Genomic DNA, 20,868 nt, shown 5'->3' with positions numbered 1-20,868 from the left:
TGAACAACAGAAAAGATCAATGCAACCACTATAAAAAATATCGTTTCACTTCACTGTCCAGGTAGGTTCCCGATTTTGCATTTTGGCTAAATTTTCCACATAATCACTAGCGATTGCTTCTTGTTTAGTAGATCTGGCTATTTCTAAAGCCTTTTCTTCCAAATCAATGGCTTCTTTAACCCTTCCTAATTTGTATAATAGATTTGCCTTTGTATCTAAGACCTGAACATTCTCTGAATCTAATTTTATAGATAGATCGCTCCAACTAAGTGCTTTAGCTAAAACACGTTTATCATTGCACAGTTCAAAAACATTCCAGGCGTCAACATTCAAGACCCAAGCATCCCTAGCTAAGCCTCTCTGGCTACTATCTGTTGCTGGTTTTGGTGGATGCTTTTTTATTTTGTCTTCCCGGAGTCTGGCGAATTCCCTCCAATCTTTTATACGCATGTAAAATGCCAGTTGAGCAGGATAGATAAGAGTTTCGGCGTAACTAATATTATATTTTTTACTTATATTTTTGCTGATTTTATTCCAGTCCGGCTTCCTGGTAACAGGCTTATCACTTTGCCATAATTTGTCGTTTATCTCTTCCTTTCCAATGACCATCTTAACATAATAGTCTGCATAATCTTTCAAATCCAAAATGCTATCCACTTTATCAGAATGATGATAAAATAAATTAAAGTACTTCCCTTTTGAACCTGCTGAAAACAGCAATGCAGGAAACTGACCCATAAACCAGATATTTTCTTTTGTATATAGTTCTTCCTCATTTAGTTTATCTAAGTAGTTATTTACATAATCACCAGCAATGGTATTGGCTAAATCCTGATCACCCTGTTCCTGGGTAATTAGCGCCAAAGAAGCCATTTTTGTATAATCCTTTTTGCCATGCTGATAGTTTTCCATTAAGGTGTAATATTGCTTTGATGGGTCATTTGCCTCACCCGCAAGTCGAATAAAATCATCTACCTGCCTATATCCTAGACCTCTATGTACTAATCTGCCATCAGGTGAAAAGAATAAAAATGTAGGGTAACCTGTTATTTTATATTGTTGCTGTATGGCATGCGCATCCCCATATCTTTTTTGCACAGCATTACCATCAGTTTTGGAGGTATCCATCTGCATTTTTACAGAAATGAATTTATCGTTAAGGTAGGCACCTAGCTTATCTGACGGATATACATCTTTTTCCATTGCCTTGCAGGGCCCGCACCAAGTAGTATAGCAGTCCACGAAAATGTATTTGTTTTCTGCTTTCGCTTTGGCTTGCAATTGTTGCCAACTAAGACTTTGTTCAAATTTAATTCCCTTTTCATCCTGTGCTTTAATAAGTAATGGGAAGTACATCAATAAATACAATGTCCATTTCATTTTATTAGTTTTTGATTTTATCGTTCAGACTTAGTATGAAAATATTTTTTCTCTCCCTAGTAACCTATATTTTGTACCAGATTCGGATTTGCTTTCAATTCGCTTAATATAATGGGATACCACTGCCAGTTTGTATTCCAGGTGCCGCCTTTTTGTGGTGTTACCTCACTCATCACAGCATCCACCATATTTGTTCTTTTCAGATCAAGCCAACGATGACCCCATTCTGTGAATAATTCTACCTTACGTTCCCGTTGAATAGCAGCCAATAAGCCCACTTGTGTAGCAGCCGTAGTGTTCATCAACCCTGCCCTGGTGCGTATAATATTCAGATCTGCAGCTGCACCGGCAATATTACCTTGTTGCGCCCTTGCCTCTGCCCGTACCAGATACTGCTCACCTAAGCGAAGAACCATTATGTATTCATTAGTACTAGTATTAACTGCGCCAATTTTATACTTATAAGGATAGTAATACGTAGCACCACTTACCGTAATGCTATTGACCCAACTTGTTTTACGCTGATCACCAGTCTCAAAACTATTGGTTATGTTATCACTTAAATAAACGGGGTGGTCAAACAGGTTAGGCCCCCCAGCAGGAAGGATAAATAACCTGCCTGCTCCTGTATTGGCAGCCACGCCTGCCCCTACGGGTTGTAATTGCCAGATAGCCTCGTTACTGTTTTTAAGAAATACGCTGTTCAGCGTATCCAGACTGTATAAGGAGGAATTATTAATAACAACAGTAGCTTGCGCTTCGGCCTGCACTTCGTCTCCGATATATAAATAAGCTCTGGCTAATAATGCAGTAGCTGCCCATTTAGTTGGTCTCACTTTTTCGGTTGTCACATTTAAGAGAGTCGCATCCAAGTAATTAGTACTTAGCAGACTTTGGGCGTCTTTCAGGTCGGTGACGATCTGCTCCCATACTTTTGTCATTGAGGTACGGGATAGCAGGGCATTTATTGTATAATCCGTTCCGGTTACCAATGGCACATCTCCATACAAATTAACCAGGTAGAAGTAACAAAAGGCACGGATGAATTTTGCTTCTCCTATCAATTGCTGTTTTACAACGGGGGTCAACCCAGTAGCATTCGTTAAACTTTCAATGGCGGAATTCGCAATAAAAATGATCGGATAAATCTCAACCCAAAAATCAATATTATTTAAATTATTTAATGCATTAGAGTAATATTGACGTTCATTTTCATTTGAAAGGTTGTAGAGCGTCAGTTCATCTGAAGATAATCCTGGAAATAATGACAAACTGATAAGCCCACCATCGCTAAACCTTACATCACTTAAACTCATCTTAGTATAAATACCTGTTAATACAGCTACCGCTGTGGCATCATTGGTATATACATTACCTACATTTATACTTGTAAAGGGGGCATCCACTTCCACCAGTTTCTTGCAACCAGTTTGAATAAGCAAGAAGAGAAAAATCCCCCCAGCTGTCGTCCAAGCAGAACAGACGCTTATAAAGCGGTGCTTGTATATGATTTTATTAATTAATTGCATTTTAAATTCCTTTAAATATGTTATCAACTCAGACATTTCTTATTATTTATTATAAAGTCAATTGCACCCCCATTGTCCATATTCGTAAAGGAGGCAAGAATGACGAGCCGGGAGTTTCAGGATCCAAACCTTTGTAGTGAGTGATGGTGAGTAAATTCTCTCCCTGCATATAAAGTCGGCAGTTTTGTATATGCGCTTTCCTCATCCATATTCCCGGGAATTGCCAGGATAAGGACACATTTCGGAGCCTGATATAAGATGCATCCGACCAAGCCGCATCGCTGCTGTAAGCTGCGTTACCATATTGAGTGAATAAACTATAATCAGTATTATATCGTTGCTGAGCGGCTATATCTCCTGCCTTTTGCCAGCGATCCAACACGCTGACAGGTTGATTGCCCCAATAAAAACCACCAGGATAATTCCCATAAACATAATTTACTCCCGTTTGCTTTACAATCTGAAATAAGAAATCTAATTCAAATCCTTTATACCTAAACCTATTTTCAATACCTCCATAGAATTTAGGAGAAGGATTTTCCAACACGGTTTGATCAACTGGAAAAACAGGGGAAGAAGTAGATTTTCCATGACTGTCAGCAAACTGATAAACACCAGTTGCGGGATCTACTCCCAATAAATGAAAAACCTTCCTAACTGTGATAGGCTGACCAATCACCAAAATATCTGCATAACTAGATGAAGTCAGGTTCGGAAATGCCACCAATTTATTTTCAGGAAGGGTCAAGTTAATATTACCCGACCAGGTAAAATCTTTTGCTTGAAAAAACATAGTATTAAGCGCAAATTCCCAACCGGAATTTTGTATGGTAGCAGGAAAATTTTTTGTAATACTCCCAAAACCGGTAATAAGAGGCAATGTATAAGGTAGTAACAAATTGGAAGAACGGTTATGAAAATAATTCATATTAAGTAATACTCTATCTTTAAAAAAACCTAGATCTAAGCCAAATTGCAATTTTTTAGTTTCCTCCCATTGCAAATAAGGATTGTAAAGACCATTTGGCAAAAGTCCTGGGCTTCCCTGATAGGGGGTTAACACATTCGGCGGTGTCTTATACTGAGATAGAAACAAATAATTTGAGATCTGGTCATTTCCGGTAGTTCCATAGCTTCCTCTTATTTTTCCAAAACTAACAATTGGTAAATTCTTCTGAATGAAAGGTTCATTTGAAAAAACCCAACCCGCTCCAATTGAACTAAAATCATGGAATCTGTTTTTCGATCCGAAGCGAGAACTACCATCCCGACGACCATTGAAATTAATGAGGTATTTATCCTTCCAATTATAATTGATCCTACTAAATAAGGCATTGTATTTATAGACAGAAGCAATATAAGCGTCAGTTCCTAAGTGAGCAGCAGCGCTGGGATCTTCCAGCACTGCATCACTGATAAAGCCAGCAGCTGATAACTTTAATGTATTGCTATTATTTTGTTGAATCGTAGTACCAATGAGGCTCATGAGTTTTCCCTTTCCAATCATGGTTTCATAACTAACCTGAGGCTCAACTATCCAGGTAGTGATGTTATTATTTGCAAAAGATGAACTTCTTTCCAAAAATGGCCGTTGTTCCGGAGCATTAAAAATCAGCGGATAGAGATCGGTTTCATTTGATTGCTGGTAGGTATAACCAAAACTGCTTTTAATGTCCAACCCAGGCAAAATCTGGTAACTGATCAACGCACTGCTTACTAAATTATTGGCCTTGTTTTTATACTTTTGTGATAAATATGAAAGCGGGTTTTGCCATGTAGAATTGCCTGAAGCGAGTGGGGCCCAGTTGAGGCTACCATCTGCATTGTAAAGAGGGGGTGCATCGGGAGCAAGTGTTATCGCTGTTTGTGTTAGGTCCGTGCTTATTAACCGGTTATTATCTACGAGGTAATTACCGGTCAACTGGAATCGGAATTTCTGATTGAGAGAAATATGATTGATACTGAAATGCAATGACCCTTTCTGATCAGAGAGATCACCAGGGAATACAGTAGTTTCCCGATGGTAGCCAGCGCCTGCTAAAAATTGGGTACTCGTATTACCACCTGATACACTTATTTGTGCATCTGTATATTTCGCCATTCCCCCAATTAGTACTTTTTGCCAGTCGGTATATCGGGTAGTATCCCAAGCTGTTAAATCAAAATCCACTGTTGAATCTGGTATCAGCCCATCATTCCTTAAGGCTTCATGCCGCATTTGCAGGTATTGTTGTGTATTCAGCAAATCCAGTTTTCGAGTCACTTTCCCCCAGCCATTTTGCATATTGATATCTACTTTGGTCTGTCCTGCTTTTCCTTTTTTAGTGGTGATGAGTATAGCACCATTAGCTGCACGAGACCCATAAATAGATGTTGCATCGGCATCTTTTAATATATCAATGGACTCTATATCGGCAGGGTTGATATAACTAAGCGGATTACCAGCTCCGTTCCTAAATCCGTCAACTCCTGCTCCTCCGGAACCACCTAAAACATTCGCATAGGTTGGTAATAGTTGAGCAGTATAAGGTATTCCATCAATCACATAAAATGGATCATTCCCTGAAGCTATACTATTTAATCCTTGTATGCGTACTGTTACCCCACTGCCTGGCAGGCCCGTACTTTGTGTAATGAACAAACCAGGTACTCGACCTTCCAGGGCAAGTAAAGGGTTACTTACCGGTTGTTTTGCTATATCAGCAGCCTTTACGCTGAATACATTACCTGTTTTTAAACGTTCGGTGGTGGCACCATAGGCAATTATTACTGTCTCATCTAACCTATTGACATATATCTTTAGTATAACATTAATCGTATTATTACCTTTCAAAACAATATTCTGGCTTTCATAGCCTATATTACTAATTATCAGGGTCGCATTTTTTTTAACGTCTTTTAATGAAAATTGACCGTTATCGTTCGTAAGCGTCCCTATGTTAGTTCCTTTTACAATTACTGTTGCACCGGCTACCGGCTTTCCATTTTCATCCATCACTTTTCCACCGACACTTGGCAGGTCTTCCCCTTGCTTCTCTTTCGGTACTTCACCTCCAATACTCACACTTTTTTTTTCATCCTCCTTATGCGTCACAATGATCGTCCCTGCTTTAATCTTATAACCTAAAGGCAAGTGTAAAAAACATTGCGTTAATACCATTTCTATGCTGGCATTCCTCACTTCTACATTCACCTTCCCTGCTTTCTTTATCATTTCATCGTTGTATAGGAACTTATATTTGCTTTGATGTTTTATTTCCAGGAATACCTGCTCCAGCGACACATTATGCAGGGAAAGTGTAATCCCTCCCTGAGAACGGGCCGGGGCTCCAGCTACCTGCAGGCAGGTGCTTAGCACTAATATCCATGTAAGTTTCATGACAATCATTATTGGGGCCAAACATGCCAACCTCGGACCATGCTTTTGGCCATGTAATGTAGATCCCATAATATATAATGAAGTTGGTAGAAAAGCCTCCCTTGTCAAATAACAGGGGAATTTTATTCATCATGACATACAACCAGATGTGTTTACACATTATCCGGTGTTTTTTTTGGGGAGAAGGAACAAAGGTGAAATAAAAGAAAGATTGATTGATTTATGAACTAATGGTTGACTTGTGAAATGGTAACATTGTTCTTGTCAATAGTGAATTGTACACCTCCTGTTAATTCCAGCATTTGCAGTATTTGCGCCATTGTAACATTGCGGTCTATTTCTCCTGTAAAATGCAGATCAGGCGTTTTATCTCCGATGTAAGATACTTTCACATTATACCACCGGGCCAGTTGTTGCATAACGGTGGCTACATCTGTATTTTTGAATATAAATAGACCTTCTTTCCAGGCAGTCACCGCTGCTACATCAGCCGGTTCAACAGATACCTGGTTATTGCTGACCACTGCTGCTGTACCAGGATGTAACGTATAGCTTTGATGCGCATAAGTGACCTTTACCAGGCCCTCAGCCAGTGTGGTCGCACTTTTTTCCTCGGTCGTATAGGCCATTACGTTAAAGGCAGTACCAAGCGCCTGTATCTCCAGGTTATCAGTAGCTACAATAAATGTTTGTTGTGCGTTTTTAGCTATTGAAAAATATCCTTCCCCGCTAAGCAGTACCCGGCGCTCTTTACCGGTAAAATGAGTAGGGAAGCGCAGAGAGGAACCAGCGTTTAGCCATACCTGTGAGCCATCACTCAACACAATTTTATAAGTGCCCCCTATAGGTGTAGCTACAGTATTATATGCAGCTACTCCTGCAGCATTATTGCTATAAGTTAACACACCATTGTGTTTGTTGATAAGGGTGGCATTATCAGCCATAAAGGAGGAATCTGCCGGCGCATCCAATTGCACGGTGTGCCCGTTAGCAAGTATGAGTTGCGCTTTATTACCACCTGGTCGTATATCGTTTTTATATCGAATACTTATATCATCATTGGGACTGATGGTAGTGCGTGAAACTCTTGTGAGATATAACATGACAGCACTACTTACGATCAATAACACCATTGCAGCAGCAATATATTTCCAGGACCGCAACGACAATCTGTGAATAGTATGTTGTTCATTAATGCGCCTACTAATCCGTTTTATGGCAGCTTCTTTATCTATACTATTTAAGTAGTTTATTGATTCCTGTGTTTTATTTTCATTCCTGAGTGTGTGCAACAGTGCACGATGCGTTTCACTTTCCTGTAACCAGCTTTCAAGAGATTTCCGTTCCACCTCCTGCAAATTTCCCTGCAGATATTTTATAATCAGGGTTGCAATAGCACTGGTAGGTCCGGCATCTTTTTCATTCATCATTTTGATTACATTTATTCACTAAGCAATTTTCTTATACACTGCAGCTGGTTATCAGTAGCATTTACCTATAAAACGCTGGTTATTCACGCCAGTACTAAGCCGGATAATTCTCAAAATGATAAAGTGGAAGTAGATGCCTGCAATAAAAATCGAGAAATAATAGATAATTATTTGGTGGAATATAATTTACACATGCATTGTTTTAATAATTTTAATTACTTCATCCTTGTTAACACCTGGTTAATACGGACTATCAAGTTAATGCAATGTTAATACCGCTTCATAGAATATTAAATTTTTCATATCAGTATCTGCCAAATATTATGTTCATCATCCCTGCCACCATGCAGCGTTTTCTGCAAAGTAGTTAATAGTTCCTTACGCGTAAGGGTTTTCCCTGCAGCAGGTATTTTTATCATCGCAGCATCCTTTTCATCTATCTGTTGCACACTGCTGGCATACCAGGTGGTATGCATTTTAGGAATAGCCAGGCCCATAATCATACCCGGCAACCCGACAAATGATTCAGGACCACCGCTTACTGGTATCCTGTCTGTGTAAAATGCAATAATTACTAATGAATCCATGATAACGCCCACTGCTTTTCTACAGTTGACACCTGCAATCATCCGTGTATCCGGTGTTATTTTCCATGTTATTTTAGCAATACTGTCTGCTACGAGGTAAGTAGATTCGAACACTTCTTTTTTTGCATAAACAAAGCCTGTATTAAAATCAGTAAATACGATATTACCTGCTGCCGTACCCGCAACAGGAGGATCTCCTGCTCTACCTGGCTTATAAAGTGTTTTATTTGATGAAAAACTAAGCTCGAAATAGGTAGTATTAGATTGGGGTTGATTTTTCATAAATTCTGTCAATCCTTTCTCCTGGTATATGCGCGTTAAATTTATTTTTTTCTCGAACATTATTTTACCACTGCTGATAAATGATTGTGCAACAGCAGTAGCTGTAACCAGGCATATCAGCAACAATAATATGTATCTCATAAATAAATAGTTTAATCGGTTATTGAGAAACGAGGATTATCTTCCGGTTGTATTAAAATTCCATATTACAGATAACATCCAGTACCTGCGCAGCGTATTATAATTATTTTCTGTAATAGTGCCGGCACCTACCAAACGAGAGAAGCCGATATTTTGATCCAGTATATCATTCACGGATAATTTCAGGTTCATGCTGCCTTTCAATACTGTTTTTGTCACATAGGCATTCCATTTGATCACATTGTTATTTTTATCGAAAGCACTTGTTTTCTGGCGCAAGGAGAAATAAGCCTCTGTATTGAAATAAACCTGTTTAAATAAAGTAACAGAAAGTAAAGCAGTATATTCCTGCATCCAGTATTTCGTAATCAGATCCGGATTAACAGAAGAACTGGAATAGTTATAATTTATGTTGGAAGTAAGGGTTAAACTACTCTTATCTCCATTATACCAACCCACTCCCAGTGTAACAGCCGGGCTAAAGTAATTCGTATTGTTTAGCTGATCATTGATAAAACTAACACTACGGCTCAACGAAAATTTTGTTCCTATACTTGCTCCCAGGTGCGACTTATCAGACGCTGTACCATAATTTACACTTCCCATTATACTTTGATTGCCATTTACATTTACAGGTTGAATGATGCTCCTTCCGGCTGTATCTATAGAATTACGGCTTGTAATAGCATCCTGTATGGTGCTGTAAGAAATATCTGCAATAAAGTAGCTGCTTTTAATTACTTTAAAACGCTTAAAACTCAAATTCAGTGTATGATTGAATGCCCGTTTAAGCAGGGAATTGCCTATATAAATATTCAGTGGATCATAGTTATCCTTTAAAGGCTGTAGTTGTTGAATAGATGGTTGCTGTGTAATACCGGTATAGGAAAAGGTAAGGTCCTTGTAAGTATTTAGCCGGTACCGGATATTCAGTTTAGGAAAAAAATTGATGAACTGGTGATCAAACACCCCATCTTTCACCGCATTATGCTGGTGATAATCTGCCCGTGAAACATCCCCTCCTATGGTGTAATCCGTTTTTTTACCGGCCATGTTTAAATACATACCTGCTCTATGTGTGATAGTCCGGAGGGTGTAATTATTGCTAAGGCTGTCAACATATACCTGCTTTCCTCCAGGTAGGTTATCATAGGTACTTCTAAGTGATTCCTGGTTATTGAGCGCCAGACCATAACTCAGCATAATAAAAGCATTTTTCCATAGCGGTTCTGTATATATTATTTTCCCCGTGAGCAGCGTACCATTGTTTTGATTCAGCTTTTGCTGATTAGTAGTATCTGCATTCAGATGTGTTCCGCTTGTGTTGTAAAAATCATTTACGGCATACAGCGAGCCATCTGCTTTATTATCTCCGGTTTTTATATTTGCGTATAATAATAAACTACGACCTTTTTTCATGAATTTTCTACGCCAGATCATATTTGCCTGAAAATCCCTGGCATCCGCAGTATTGCCTGTTATCCGGCTACCATTATTTACTTGTATACCATTTTTAAGTGTATTGGTAGAAAACGTATTCTGGCTACTGGCTTTACTGATCGCTGTATTCAGCCTGATATCGAGTGTGGATAATGAATCTGTTGCCACTACCAGGTTACTGTTAAAGACATGCCGCTCATTTTGTATGGTTGCATCACTTTGTTGCCGGCTATCAAACATACCATCCTGTACGTTTTGCTGGGTAATAGTACCCCCTATAGGGTTTACAATAGTTTTACCAAACCGGTAATTAGTATTCAGATAATACTGATCATCTTTCCATTTGTTGGAATAATGCGCACCCCCATTCCAGCTAACGGGAATACCGCCAGGCCCTGCCCCTCCTCCTTCATCAGCTGTTTGGGGTAATCCCATTCCTTCTTCCAATTCTATACCTACCCCGCCTGCACCACTGAAATTGTCTGCTTCATCTACTCTTAAAGTGCCACTGCCGGTATTAGACATTACACCCACCACTGCTATCTTTCGCCTCCCCTTAAAAGCGCTGATCATGCCCCGGTTGTCATAGTATTTATTAAAATCGGTCCCCCCTTCCACCTTTCCGAAATACCCTTTCTTTTTATCTTCTTTTAATTTCAGGTCAATCGTTTTAATTTTCACCCCATCATCTATGCCCGTAAACACTGCCTGATCGCTTTTTTTATCGTATACCTTCACTTTTTCCACCATATCGGCCCGCAGGTTTTGTGTGGCAATGGTGGGATCTTCACTGAAGAATTCCTCCCCATCTACCAATATTTTCTGCACCTGCTGCCCCTGTGCAGTGATCTCTCCTTTCCTGTTTACCTGTATGCCTGGTAACTGCTTCAATAAATCTTCCACATTGGCATTGGGCCTTACTTTAAAGCTATCTGCTGCATATTCCAGGGTATCACCTTTGAGGCGCATAGGTGAACTTTGGCGCACAATTATTTCTTTCAGCATGCGCATCCGGGTAGTGAGGCTAATATTACCGAGGTTAATGTGTGAAGTATCTTTAAGGGTTATCTCATCTTCATAATCTGCATAGTCCGGATAGGTAACCAACATCAAAAAATGGCCGGGGGTTAACTGCCGCATCACAAAATTACCGTCTTCATTACTCCGCGTAAATGTAACAAGTGTGGAATCGCTGGCACGTAATAACATGATCACGGCGCCATTCATGTTGTTTTTATTCAGTGTATCTCTTATTATTCCCTTTATGTCTGCCGACTGTCCCCAACAGGTGCTTACAAAAAAAAACATACTCAGGATGGCAATGAGGAATTTTTTCATACAGGGTTATAACAGTGATACGAAAAAATAAATATCCCTATTAAATCACATCGTTACTTATGTTTGCGGGAGTAAAAAGTTTCAACAGGCGGATTTTCACATTATATCTTTTACACGGTGTTTGCGCTTTTAAAACACCGGTGGATAAGGATAAACAAACTTAATTTATCTGCTGAAATGGAGGAGGCAGGTCAGGTAGGAAAGAAAATAACCGGGCGTGTGTTATACACGTATCCGGTTATGTGTCCTTTGGGGCTGGTAACAAGGGAATCTGATCGAAAAAAAATGGTGTAAGGTTGCTGGTTGGTTTTCTAAGGATAATATATTAAAACGGTCACGTTATTGTTTTCTGTTATGAATGCTGCACTACCTACCTGTCAATATCACCTGCCGTTATAAAAACGTTTATTCTTTGCTTTAGCACTAAAGCATACAGCTGATTTATTGTTAATACATTGTTAATAACCGCAGCAGAGAGAATAGTAATATCACCATGGTCCAGACATCCTTTTTCAGTAAGACTGTCTTTAAAAGACATACTGCCCGGGTTTTCTGATTTTTTACAGTAGGCAAAGCAAGCCCGAGGTGATCGGCAATTTCCTGATTTTTCATGCCTTCAATAAAACTGAGTTTAAATATTTGTTTGCACTTTGGGGGGAGCTGTTCTATCTCACGGTAGATTTCACCTAACACTTCTGAATGGATGATGGAGGTCTGCATAAATTCATCATCATCCTCTCTCGTAATATAAGTCAGCTGTTTCAGGGAGTGTTCTTCCCGCACTGCTTTTCTTAAATAATCCATACAGCTGTTGCGTGTAGTGATATACAGGAAGGCTTTAATGTTTTGTATGGTTTCAAAATTATCGCGCCGTTGCCAGAATTTCATAAAGGTTTCTTCTGCAATTTCTTCGGCTGCAGGTTCATTAGTAATCAAGCGTGCTGCAAATAAACATAACTGGGGATAGTAAAATTTGAATAAATCAGTGAGGGCTTTTGTGTTACCGTTTTTTAATGCATACACAGTGGTTGCATCCAAGCAGATCTTTTCCTGGTTCATAATAAAGCGCTTAATGGCCTAACCAAATTTAAACGGCCATTTTAGGTTAGTAAGTGTTTGTGGGGCACATTTAACGCAACAAAAGATGAAGTCTCGAGGGAAAAGATGATTGGTTGACCTGGTTGCGTAAAGCTTATAATTGTGAGAGTGTGTCTTTATAAAGATAACGCTTTCTTAATTAAAAATCAACTGCCTGTCAGATTTTTATGAGCTTGCTCTTAAATTTATTGTTTCGGTGTAACTTAAAGATGCAGAATAATTTGAGCCATTAATATTAGGGTGTTTTATTTTCATAATAATAATTGCGGACTCCAACAATTTGAAAAAGTTATATTTTGGAGAATTTAGTTAAATAATCCTTTTTAAGAAATATTGTTATCCGCTGAGAATAAGTGTCCCAGTCCGTTTGTTCTTACCTTCGCAGTATAAATCATTACAGCTGACAAAATAAGCACCTCATTATCTTATAATATTAACTCTTTGGAATGTAATTAATGGAATATGGAACGCTATTTCTTATTAAGGAAGATGGCTTTTGAACTGGCCTCAAAATCTCTTTTGAGGCTTGTTCGTGAATAGGCACCACCACATCTCTTGCTCATTTTTTCTTTTTTAGCGCACCAGGTGGAAAACCAAATTTCTTCTTAAATGCTACAATAAAATTAGGTGCATTTCTAAACCCTATTATCTTCGCAATATCCCCTATAGAGGTATCCATTTCGTACAACAACTGCAATGCTTTATCCAAACGCACTTCCTTCAAATAATCAAAAACAGTAGTACCAAACAGTTGCCGGAAGCCCTTCTTCAATTTAAAATCGTTAGTGCCTACCCTATTGGCCAGTTCTTTCAGTGAACAGGGATGCGCCATATTGTTCTCCAGCCATTTTTTAGCAGCCAGCAACTTTTCAATATCTTCCTCGTTTAATACCAGCGGATTTTTACCAACAGGATGCTCCAGTCTTTGTAAAGCCAGCAACAACAATTCTCCTACCTTGGCAATGATGTAAATGGTACGAGGTTCACCGGTATAGTTACAATGTAAGATGCTGTCAATAATTCCTTTCATCTCTGCAGTGATATATCCATGCCACGGGCTTAGTTGCCCCGCCTTTCCTGCCTGTACCTGTTGCATAAATATATGCAATGAAGGAAAAGCATCACTAAAACGATGAAGGTACTCAGTAGTAAAACGTATGTTAAACGTACAGTATTCAGTATCCGCCTTAAAGGAGGAGGTATTACGCAGGTAAGGCAAATAGATGAGATTATACTGCATTTCATGTATCACTACTGCGCCGATACCTTCCATTAAAAAATGCATATTATTCTTTAATGAAAAATGCAATTCCAGTACCGGGGTATCTGGTACATTACTAAAAGTCACCTCCTTTCGTATCAGGTAATTATTATACCGGATACTAAAGCCATTGCCTGGAATTTCCTGAAAAAGCATATCTCCAAAATCGCCATAGGCATGTAATGCACAGCAATGCGGCAAGCCATACCCTGCCAGAGATGATGGCAAATTTTCAGTACAGACAACAAAGGTGATCTCCTCTCCCTGAAACCGGGTAAAAGACATGGGGTTCCTTTTGACTCAAATTTTCTAAAATATTACTTCGGAATAGTTGGCAATTATATCAATTGATAAGGTGCTTACAGAACAGTTATTTCCTCCCGCAAATTGTTTTTAAATCTACCTGGAGGATACCCGTATTTCTTTTTAAATGCAGCGGTAAAATTTGAGACATTCTTATATCCTGTTATCATGGTTATTTCCTTAATCAGCATATCCGTTTCCGTTAGTAACAAATAAGCCTTTTCCATTCGGGCATTTAGTAAAAAATCAAATACCGTAGCACCAAATAGTTGTTTGAATCCTTTCTTTAATTTGAACTCATTAATAAATACTTTATGCGCCAGCTCCCTGAGCGAGCAGGGATTGTCCATGTTTTGCAGCAGCAAATTTCTGGCTTCCTGTAAACGTTCAATATCATCCGGGCGCAACTCCATATCATTATGCATATCCTCCCGCCAGGTTAGTTTCTCCAATGCGAGTAAGAGTAATTCATGGGCTTTATTTTCCAGGTAGATATCTTTAATGACACCTGTATATCCGCAGTACAGTATTTTATTAATAATGGCGATCATTTGAGGAGATGCTGCCGCATTCTGCGGACTAAAAATACAGGCTATTTCCCGGTCCACATTTTCCATGAATTGGCCTATCAAAGGAAAATAGGGAATTAATTTAAAAAGATATTCTTTGGAAAAGTGAATGTCAAAACTGGTACATCCTTTTCCCTGCTTAAAGGTGGACTTACTTTGAACAAAGGGCAGATAAATAATATTATACTGCCAGGCAGATATTACTACGTTTCCCAATCCTTCCAGATCGCAAACCTGTTTGTTATTTAAAGTGAAATGTAATTCAAGGCATGGTTCATCACCGTACGCATATATAGTAGTGTTTTGCGCTATGAGATATTCACTATACCATATACTGAAATCGGATCCGGCAATTTCCTGAAAAATGAGTTGTCCGTAATCACCACTGCAATAATACAGCTGAGCATTTGCAATTACGTGGTTCAACAATGCTTGGGGAACATATTTCTGGTAGCTGATTTCCTCTTTATTGGCGGTGGTAAGCTGCAAACTCATAAATAAATTCGGGCTTATTTCTATAAAGGTACTGAGGGACCTTTGTAAAATAGCCGCAGGCAACCAGAGCGAGATCATTTATTACTCACCCCGATTGCCCGGCAATCAGCACAGATATGTTAGTTTACAGGATATATAAAAACAGACTATTCCTCCGCTAGAACATCCAGGCTGCTCCTATACTGATCCTGAAATTATTTTGGGTAGACTTAGAAAAAAAGGTAGGCATATAATCTGCCTGCACTAACCGGATAGCGAACGATTTACTCACAGGCCAATCCAGTGCTACTCCTATGTTTGGAGTGAATGAATGCTGTGAGGTTTTGTTACTGGTGAAACCATTGCCTGTGAATTTATACGAATATGTTGAAATACCGAATAAGGCGTGGGTGGAGAAAATAACATGCGGTTTTGGTTTGGTAATCGGTATAAAAGTAATACCGGCTGTTGCATTCCATTGTTGATAGTGCGTTGTTAATTCATTCTGTTTATCATTATGAAAATAAATTCCTATATCCACCGTGGCGCCGATCTTGGGAGTAAAAAAATGGGTATACTCCCCTGTGCCCCCATAGCTGCCGTAGTGAAGATCCTTATCTCCGAAATGCACGTAACTGGGCCCTATAAAGATCAGGTTCTTCGGATTATAATAAGTGTGATGATGAGGACAACAAGCTTCCGGGCAGCTGTTCAATCCGGCTTTTTTAACTACATCCAGGATATTATCACAGGAAAGTTCAGGCGTTAGTGTTGCCATGAGATCATTGTTATGCCCAGGGCAAGGCTGACCACAACGTATCATCGCTGCGGTGGCAGTACAACAGTTATTTCCGTCCGGATCAGGAGGTGGGTCGCAAGTTACCTCTACCACGGAAGTGTGTGTAACGGTATCATATACCCGCGAACAATATTGATCTTTTAATCCTGCCAGGTGTAACACTTCATGGCAATAGGTTCTGGGAGGTTCGTCCCGGCGCCATGTACCTGTTTTGGGGCCACCGTTTGGTGTACCGATATGGGCATTGGAAGGCTGACCATCATTGTTAACCATTGTAATATGATGAAATGATTTTTTCTCATCGTCGCTGAGTGCAGACCATTTCTTTACGTTTACATGGCTGAGCACCGGGCATCCCACTGAGTTATCGTTTTCACATGGTATTACACATTTTTTAGAATAACATTCTTCCAGCTGATCACGCACCGCAATCACATCAGCATCTGTCCCCTCGATGCCGATCTGCAGAATGACATGTATTGTACAACCATTCTCTTTATCCCGTTCTACTGTGGTAGCATGGTTTTGTACTGCACAACCTTGTATCAGTAAAAAACCGGCAAATATCAATGCCAGGAAAATAAAGTATTTCATGATTAGTTTTTTTGGGGGAAAGTTATTGACCATAGTTGATCTTAATACCATGCGGTGCAAGGATAGTGTTGAGCTCAACAACAAGTTCATGCACTTCGGGGATGTCTTTATTCAGTAGCTCAACATAGTGCTTTTGCCCTGAATTGTTCAGTGATAAAAAGATGCCGGATCCATCTGCGAGGCCTCCATCATACTTGTTTTTGAGGTTAAAGAAGCCAACCTGCTTAGCCTTGTCCAAAAAAGACACAAGCTGGGATACCGGAATGTTAAATGAGGAAGAATCTTTTACAGTACCACGAACTTCGTTCAGATAAAATTGACAATGTCCCTGTTGATCTATAAACAGATTCTGATTGGTGCCCCACAATGCGCGGGAACCTGCATTTACCTGCACCACTACCTGTGATCGGGCAGTGATGGCAATAAAAATGCTCCCCAGGATTAAAATGCTTTTTACGTGCTTAATCATAGATGACAGTTGATCATTAAGTGAATAGTTAGCGGGGTAATGGGGTAGAGATATATAAACTCCTGATAGATTAACATCAAACAACCGGAAAGGTTTACAAAAGAAACAAGTTAATTTGGAAGCCTAACTATACATACATTAAAAACAGTACAGATCACACTTTGCGTTCATTTAACACAAAGAAAAACCACTTGCTTCTTTGCGTTTATTGAACACAAAGAGCATCCTGATTTTTATTATTAATAATGTTTTAGATTAAAAAATGTATGACATTTGGTTTTCATTAAATCCCAAAGTCATGCGAACAATAATGAAAGTTATTATGGATGTGGCAGCATCAAACAAGGCCATCACAGATGGTTCACTGCCCCAGCTTATTAAATCAACAACGGATAAAATTAAGCCGGAGGCCTCCTACTTCCATGCCGTTGATGGCTGCAGATCATTCTTTATGGTATTTGATCTTAAAGATCCATCGGAAATACCAGGTATTGCTGAACCCTTTTTTATGAAGATGAATGCTAAAGTGGAATTTCATCCTGTCATGAATTTAGAGGACTTGCAAAAAGGTCTTGCAGCCGCGCAAAATTCCTGATCTCTTTTAATCGTTTTAAAAATGCCCCAAAAAGCCGGTGCTGTCTATGTTTGAGGAAGCCCCACGTTATTCTTCCTGTATAGATAGCAGCGGCTTTTCCGATTCAATTTTATACAGATGGCATGCCACATAGCTAACAATAAACATACTTGTAAAATCAACGATTTTGTTATTAAAAAGTATAGTGCAAATTATTTTTTTAGAATGCAAAGGATTGCAACCAACCTTTATTTTGCTATGTTATAGCTCCTTCCTAACTTTGGCAACGAAGAAATATGATTGTTATGTGAATGGCATTCTCCTTTAATTTTCTTCACCCTATTTTTCTCACCACATCAGCTTGGTTGAGTTCATTGATTCACTATTGTCTTTTATTCGGGCTTTTCATTCATCACCAGATTTTTTCCGGTATTCAAAGCGTACACACGATCATTAATCAACGTATTCAACGTCGCACGACCCCATTATTTTCAATTAATATCGAAACCTCTATTTGTTCACTCTCAAAAATCACGAGTTTATGTCAAATTTCAGTATCACTGACCTCGTAGCTAACCTTGAAAAAACAAATAACCGATGGCAGGCACGCGAAACTGCCGTTTCACAGCTACCGGAAGATCAGCAAAAAGGCCTGTTAGGCGTTGTAGTAAATACAGCGGAACTGGCAACTATCATGAAACCCAAGGCAGGCGCGGCATCAGCGGCCAATTATGCACCTGCGGTTGACTGGCGGAACCACAACGGCAACCACATCACGCCAATAAAAGATCAGGGAGGATGTGGCTCCTGCGTATCTTTCTGCACTACTGCTGTTACAGAAGCAATGGCATCTATTGAACAAGGACAATTACTGGATCTGTCTGAAGCAGATCTTCATTTTTGCTCCTCACATGGTGCTAATTGCGGTGGCTGGTGGCCTACAGACGCGTATGGCCAGATAAAGACCCGCGGCATTCCTGATGAAGCCTGCTTCCCTTATGCCAGCGCTTTCCCGGGTAATAATATCTGGAGCGGACAAGCTCCCCATTGTACAGTGGGACCCAACCGTGACGCAAGAGCTGTGAAAATCACCAACTCTACTACATTGGCAGATATAACAGATCGTAAAAATTATTTGTCCACTAATGGACCCTGCTCTGCCGTGATGCACGTGTATGAAGATTTCTTTTCTTATGCAGATGGCGTATACATACATGTAACCGGTGTAGATAAAGGGTTACACTGTGTTACTGTGATCGGTTACTCTGAAGCAGAACAGTGCTGGTTATGCAAAAATTCCTGGGGCGCCGGATGGGGCAAAGGAGGCTTTTTCAAAATAGCTTACGGCCAGGCAGGTATTGACACAGAATTCCCATTCTGGACTGCCAGTGGTATAAAATTGCCTGCTCCGGCTCATGGCTGGCATGGTTATGAAAACCTGGGAGGCTTACTTACTTCCAGACCCAATGCGGTTTCATGGGCAGCAAACCGGATTGATGTAGTGGTAAGAGGACTGGATAGTGCCGTGTATCATAAATGGTGGGATGGAAATGGTTGGTATGGTTGGGAATCATTAGGCGGACAAATTCAGGGTGCACCTGCTATTTGTTCATGGGCCAATGGCCGGCTGGATATTTTTGCAGTAGGCTTGAACCATCACCTGTGGCATAAATACTTCCAGGGTGGATGGAGTGCCTGGGAAGACCTTGGTGGTACATTATCATCAGAACCTGCCTGCGTGAGCTGGGGACCTAACCGTATTGATATTTTTGCCCGTGGTATGAATTCATCTATGTGGCATCTCTGGTGGGATGGCGCATGGCATGGCTGGGAAGACCTGGGCGGAATTATCACTTCTGCACCTGCGGTATCTTCATGGGCACCAGGAAGACTCGACTGTTTTGCAAGAGGACAAAATAATCATCTCTGGCATAAATGGTATAGTAACGGATGGAGCGGATGGGAAGATCTGCAATCTAATATGTTCGGTAGCCCTGCGGCTGTTTCATGGGGTCCTAACCGGATCGATATCTTTTATCCGGGTCAAACATACAGCATGATGCATAAATGGTGGGATGGAAGCACCTGGAATGGCGACTCAGACCTGGGTGGTGTCCTCTCCTCAGATGTAGGTGTATGCTCATGGCAGGAAGGCAGACTTGATTGTTTTGTGGAAGGAACAGATTCTGCTATGTACCATAAATGGTATGTATAGGCGGGTATTATAAACTACGAATGACGGATTACAATCTGGCCCGAAGATTGGGGCCAGATACAAGGAGCATCTTTAATACAGTCGGGATGCTCCTTGTATCCGTAATTCGTATGTATAAAAAACTCGTATATGGAAAGTGAAATAAAAGAAATAAAGGTGGGGACCTCTCTGCCTGTTATTTTGCCCGGATTAGGAACAGCAGGCTTTCAGTGGTTTTTCCAGGTAGATGATACCAGCTGTATAGCGGTGAAACCTTATGATTACACAGTAGATACTATGTTTCGTGACGCCGGCACCAGCAATGATGAAGTGTTTATGATCACCGGTAAGGCTCCCGGCAAAGCCATTGTTGTATTTGAACAACGCAGGATATGGGAAAAAGAAGGAGCTGCTATTAATACTAAAAAACTAGACATTACCGTAATGTAAAACGGTTACCTTCTTATTTTCATTTTCTCTGTAGCAATAATCTGTTTGTATTAAAATGACCATACTTCCAATATTAAACCATTGCAAGTATGGCCATTTTATTTCAATGACTTGTGTCTAATAAACAATTTTTAGTACACCAAATTTTCCAGATTATGAAAAAGATGCTTTTACTAATTTTTATTGTATTTGCAGGACTTGTTTTCAATAATGCCTATGGGCAAGACGTTTGCAGCACAAATCCAAAGTATTGTAAATTATTAAGTGACACCGCAGGCGTAAGAATGATGCTCATCACGCTTCCGCCAGGAGCTAAACTCGCCACGCATACCCATCCGGTAAATATGGGATACGTCGTGAAGGGCGGTTTGTTAAAGATAGCCTATGACGATGGGAAAAAAGAAAGCCATATGTTGAAAGCTGGTGATGCAATGCATAGAGGGCCAGAAACTCCCCATCATGCATGGAATGCAGGCAAAACAACCATTGAGCTTATTTTTGTAGAAAAGATGGAATGAGAATAGCCCGGTGGTGATGTAGTACGCTTTAACTCCCTATGATAACACAATGATAGCAC

15 protein-coding genes are annotated in these 20,868 nt (G+C 39.9%); 4 read left to right on the top strand and 11 right to left on the bottom strand.

Annotation, left to right across the window (positions count from 1 at the left end; all coding sequences use genetic code 11):
• Window positions 1–45 precede the first annotated feature (45 nt).
• The 11 genes from CLV51_RS20800 to CLV51_RS20750 form a co-directional block, all read right to left on the bottom strand.
• Window positions 46–1,380, bottom strand: coding sequence for a thioredoxin family protein (locus CLV51_RS20800; protein WP_106530002.1), 1,335 nt, complete (start codon window positions 1,378–1,380; stop codon window positions 46–48).
• A 56-nt stretch (window positions 1,381–1,436) separates the two neighbouring features.
• Entirely contained in the window at window positions 1,437–2,945 is a 1,509-nt protein-coding gene (locus tag CLV51_RS20795; protein ID WP_106530001.1) for a RagB/SusD family nutrient uptake outer membrane protein, read from the bottom strand.
• Between the two features lie 13 nt (window positions 2,946–2,958).
• Window positions 2,959–6,288, bottom strand: coding sequence for a SusC/RagA family TonB-linked outer membrane protein (locus CLV51_RS20790; RefSeq protein ID WP_158267085.1), 3,330 nt, complete (start codon window positions 6,286–6,288; stop codon window positions 2,959–2,961).
• Window positions 6,289–6,515: 227 nt separating this feature from the next.
• On the bottom strand, window positions 6,516–7,718 hold the full coding sequence (locus CLV51_RS20785; protein ID WP_106529999.1) for a FecR domain-containing protein: 1,203 nt from the start codon (window positions 7,716–7,718) through the stop codon (window positions 6,516–6,518).
• A gap of 299 nt (window positions 7,719–8,017) precedes the next feature.
• Complete coding sequence (locus CLV51_RS20780; protein ID WP_106529998.1) at window positions 8,018–8,728, bottom strand: GLPGLI family protein; 711 nt, start codon at window positions 8,726–8,728, stop codon at window positions 8,018–8,020.
• A 36-nt stretch (window positions 8,729–8,764) separates the two neighbouring features.
• The gene (locus tag CLV51_RS20775) at window positions 8,765–11,506 is read right to left on the bottom strand and encodes a TonB-dependent receptor (RefSeq protein WP_106529997.1); all 2,742 of its coding nucleotides are present in this window, start codon (window positions 11,504–11,506) and stop codon (window positions 8,765–8,767) included.
• 447 nt (window positions 11,507–11,953) lie between these two features.
• Window positions 11,954–12,565, bottom strand: a complete 612-nt coding sequence (locus CLV51_RS20770; protein WP_106529996.1) for an RNA polymerase sigma-70 factor — start codon at window positions 12,563–12,565, stop codon at window positions 11,954–11,956.
• 598 nt (window positions 12,566–13,163) lie between these two features.
• The gene (locus CLV51_RS20765) at window positions 13,164–14,150 is read right to left on the bottom strand and encodes a helix-turn-helix transcriptional regulator (RefSeq protein WP_106529995.1); all 987 of its coding nucleotides are present in this window, start codon (window positions 14,148–14,150) and stop codon (window positions 13,164–13,166) included.
• Between the two features lie 74 nt (window positions 14,151–14,224).
• Window positions 14,225–15,232 (bottom strand): helix-turn-helix domain-containing protein, encoded by a 1,008-nt coding sequence (locus CLV51_RS20760; protein ID WP_158267084.1) that lies wholly within the window; start codon window positions 15,230–15,232, stop codon window positions 14,225–14,227.
• Between the two features lie 157 nt (window positions 15,233–15,389).
• Window positions 15,390–16,604 (bottom strand): transporter family protein, encoded by a 1,215-nt coding sequence (locus CLV51_RS20755; RefSeq protein WP_106529993.1) that lies wholly within the window; start codon window positions 16,602–16,604, stop codon window positions 15,390–15,392.
• Between the two features lie 22 nt (window positions 16,605–16,626).
• The gene (locus tag CLV51_RS20750; protein ID WP_106529992.1) at window positions 16,627–17,073 is read right to left on the bottom strand and encodes a hypothetical protein; all 447 of its coding nucleotides are present in this window, start codon (window positions 17,071–17,073) and stop codon (window positions 16,627–16,629) included.
• 298 nt (window positions 17,074–17,371) lie between these two features.
• Here CLV51_RS20750 and CLV51_RS20745 point away from each other — a divergent pair, with 298 nt between their 5' ends.
• The 4 genes from CLV51_RS20745 (at window position 17,372) to CLV51_RS20730 (ending at window position 20,809) form a co-directional block, all read left to right on the top strand.
• Window positions 17,372–17,668, top strand: coding sequence for a hypothetical protein (locus CLV51_RS20745; protein ID WP_106530075.1), 297 nt, complete (start codon window positions 17,372–17,374; stop codon window positions 17,666–17,668).
• 520 nt (window positions 17,669–18,188) lie between these two features.
• The gene (locus CLV51_RS20740; RefSeq protein ID WP_106529991.1) at window positions 18,189–19,862 is read left to right on the top strand and encodes a DUF8189 domain-containing protein; all 1,674 of its coding nucleotides are present in this window, start codon (window positions 18,189–18,191) and stop codon (window positions 19,860–19,862) included.
• Window positions 19,863–19,991: 129 nt separating this feature from the next.
• On the top strand, window positions 19,992–20,291 hold the full coding sequence (locus CLV51_RS20735) for a protease inhibitor I42 family protein (protein WP_106529990.1): 300 nt from the start codon (window positions 19,992–19,994) through the stop codon (window positions 20,289–20,291).
• Window positions 20,292–20,446: 155 nt separating this feature from the next.
• The gene (locus tag CLV51_RS20730) at window positions 20,447–20,809 is read left to right on the top strand and encodes a cupin domain-containing protein (protein ID WP_106529989.1); all 363 of its coding nucleotides are present in this window, start codon (window positions 20,447–20,449) and stop codon (window positions 20,807–20,809) included.
• The last annotated feature ends 59 nt before the right edge of the window (window positions 20,810–20,868 follow it).

This window comes from Chitinophaga niastensis (assembly GCF_003014755.1).
Taxonomy (GTDB): domain Bacteria; phylum Bacteroidota; class Bacteroidia; order Chitinophagales; family Chitinophagaceae; genus Chitinophaga; species Chitinophaga niastensis.
Note: the sequence above shows the minus strand (reverse complement) of the source record. Positions and strands in the feature narration are given on the sequence as shown.

Excerpts from the sequence above, each read along its gene's own strand:
- CLV51_RS20800 (WP_106530002.1), bottom strand. The coding sequence starts at position 1,380 with ATGAAATGGACATTGTATTTATTGATGTACTTCCCATTACTTATTAAA.
- CLV51_RS20795 (WP_106530001.1), bottom strand. The coding sequence starts at position 2,945 with ATGTCTGAGTTGATAACATATTTAAAGGAATTTAAAATGCAATTAATT.
- CLV51_RS20790 (WP_158267085.1), bottom strand. The coding sequence starts at position 6,288 with ATGAAACTTACATGGATATTAGTGCTAAGCACCTGCCTGCAGGTAGCT.
- CLV51_RS20785 (WP_106529999.1), bottom strand. The coding sequence starts at position 7,718 with ATGATGAATGAAAAAGATGCCGGACCTACCAGTGCTATTGCAACCCTG.
- CLV51_RS20780 (WP_106529998.1), bottom strand. The coding sequence starts at position 8,728 with ATGAGATACATATTATTGTTGCTGATATGCCTGGTTACAGCTACTGCT.
- CLV51_RS20775 (WP_106529997.1), bottom strand. The coding sequence starts at position 11,506 with ATGAAAAAATTCCTCATTGCCATCCTGAGTATGTTTTTTTTTGTAAGC.
- CLV51_RS20770 (WP_106529996.1), bottom strand. The coding sequence starts at position 12,565 with ATGAACCAGGAAAAGATCTGCTTGGATGCAACCACTGTGTATGCATTA.
- CLV51_RS20765 (WP_106529995.1), bottom strand. The coding sequence starts at position 14,150 with ATGTCTTTTACCCGGTTTCAGGGAGAGGAGATCACCTTTGTTGTCTGT.
- CLV51_RS20760 (WP_158267084.1), bottom strand. The coding sequence starts at position 15,232 with ATGAGTTTGCAGCTTACCACCGCCAATAAAGAGGAAATCAGCTACCAG.
- CLV51_RS20755 (WP_106529993.1), bottom strand. The coding sequence starts at position 16,604 with ATGAAATACTTTATTTTCCTGGCATTGATATTTGCCGGTTTTTTACTG.
- CLV51_RS20750 (WP_106529992.1), bottom strand. The coding sequence starts at position 17,073 with ATGATTAAGCACGTAAAAAGCATTTTAATCCTGGGGAGCATTTTTATT.
- CLV51_RS20745 (WP_106530075.1), top strand. The coding sequence starts at position 17,372 with ATGCGAACAATAATGAAAGTTATTATGGATGTGGCAGCATCAAACAAG.
- CLV51_RS20740 (WP_106529991.1), top strand. The coding sequence starts at position 18,189 with ATGTCAAATTTCAGTATCACTGACCTCGTAGCTAACCTTGAAAAAACA.
- CLV51_RS20735 (WP_106529990.1), top strand. The coding sequence starts at position 19,992 with ATGGAAAGTGAAATAAAAGAAATAAAGGTGGGGACCTCTCTGCCTGTT.
- CLV51_RS20730 (WP_106529989.1), top strand. The coding sequence starts at position 20,447 with ATGAAAAAGATGCTTTTACTAATTTTTATTGTATTTGCAGGACTTGTT.